The sequence below is a fragment of the Brachyspira catarrhinii genome, from assembly GCF_005518285.1.
GTDB lineage: Bacteria > Spirochaetota > Brachyspiria > Brachyspirales > Brachyspiraceae > Brachyspira > Brachyspira catarrhinii.
Genome location: NZ_SJDU01000384.1, coordinates 1 through 2,076 on the forward strand (window position 1 = coordinate 1; position 2,076 = coordinate 2,076).

Consider the following 2,076-nt stretch of genomic DNA (forward strand, 5'->3'; position numbering starts at 1 on the left):
TACAATACAATACAATACACTACAATACAATACAATACAATACAATACAAGCCATAATTATAATTTTTGGCTATTTTTTCATTGCAAAAAATCTAAAAATTTAACTCTTATATTTTTATTTATACTTTCTTTATTGCCTATAATTTCATGCAAAAAAGTCAATATTTTAGCGCCCCGTTATATACCGCCAGAAACTCAATTTAAAGTTTATACAAATTTATTTCCTTCCGAATTAGATATTAATACGCAACCAGCAAAAGACGGCGAAGTGTTCGGAGGATTTAGAAAGAAATTCAGATATAAAGGCGAATGGTATATATTGGCTGATTATAAATATATTTACGATAAAGCGAATAAAACTTTAACTACAAATGCAAGAAATGTCATTCTTAAAATAGAAAACGATGAAAAAATAACTATTTATCATGAAAATACCGATTCGCAGGCTTGGAATCATTTAGTTAATAATATGAATGTAATAGAAAGCGATAAAGTTATATACGAACCTTATACTTATTATAGTAAATATCATTATTCTCTTGGCGATTCGGTATGGCTTCCTATTGGTTTTTATGATTTAAACTTTCACTTTTATAATAAAATTGTAGTAAACGATATATTTTATTCTTCAGAAAATTTAATCAGATGGATTACAAACGGAAATTCAAAAAGTTTTTATCATAAATTACCCGATATTAAAGCTAATAATTGGCAGGGCGAATGGGGAATGTTAAATTATAAAATTATTATGTTCAAAAATTATGTATATGTTATAGGCTTAAATGAAAATTTTGGCGAGCAAAATCCTACTTGGAAAAGAAGAGCTGATTTACCTCCATGTATAACAAGTAAAGATAAATATTATAGAATTAATTGTAAATCTTATGATTATGGCGTAGGAGTTGGTTGGGAGGAATATACAACTCCTTGGGGAAAACGAAGTAATGTTGAATTAAAGTATGACAATAATAAAATATATATTAGAAACGGAGAGATTTTTAGTTATGCGAATGACCCAACAATTAATTTATGGACAAATAATGTTACAAATGTTATTGATAAATCGGTATATAGCACTACCGATGGGATAAATTGGAATATAGAAACCGATTTAAGAGCCTATAGTAATGCCCGATACGATGGTAGGGTGGCAAATTTTCCCGAAGATAAGAAAAGAACTAAAACTCCCGCGGAGCCAGTTTGGATTAAAGATAACGATAAAAATTTTTATTACAAATCCGCTAATACTTCGTTAACTCTTAATAGAAAAACTTATTATTTGCCTATTCCTCCCGCAAACGAAATAATGGAAGCGGCAAGAAGAGGCGAAACGAATTTTACAATAACCGAAAAACATATACTAAACGGCGGTTATAATCAATTTATGGTATCGGATACAAGTCCGTATATTTCCGAATATGATTGGAAATTAATCGCTCCTTTGGAATATACGGGATATTCTATAATTTGGCAAATTGGAGATGCAAATATGCTTTTCAATATAAACGGAAAAATAATTCAATTAATGGATTATTCGAAAATAAATTATTTTCTAAATTCTACTTATTCGGATTATCTGCCCGTTATAAACGAATTAAAAAGCAAAGCGAGAACGCAAAGGCAATACGCTGAAAGATATAATAATAATTATTATTATTATCAAGCTATGTATTACGAGGCTCAAATCGATATGATAACTGAGATTTTTAATAAAATAGAATATATTAAACCCGAAGAAGCCATAACGCATTATAAAATAGAGTTTAAGAATTGAGAAAAATATCAAATCCAAGAAATTTCGTCATTACGAGTATTAGCGAAGCAATCCAAGTAAAATAAAAATAGTCATTGTCAAATAAAAATAGTCATTGTGAAGCTCTGCTGAAGCAATCCACATAGATTGGATTACTTCGGCTATCATCTCGTTCCCACAGGGACGCAGAAGAGAATGATTAAAAAATATTAAGCAATTTTTAATTATACCGAAAATATTTTATAAGAAATATTAAATTTTTGGAGGAATACGCCTTATGATGCGTTATGTCTTCTTCGGGTTTAATATATTCTATTTTATTA

Annotated in this window: 1 protein-coding gene; it reads left to right on the top strand. The window is 28.9% G+C overall.

The genetic code is table 11. The features are described from left to right. Nucleotides 1–1,774 (top strand): hypothetical protein (locus EZH24_RS14200; protein ID WP_161976143.1); only part of this gene is annotated, 1,774 nt, incomplete at its 5' end. Between the last annotated feature and the right edge of the window lie 302 nt (nt 1,775–2,076).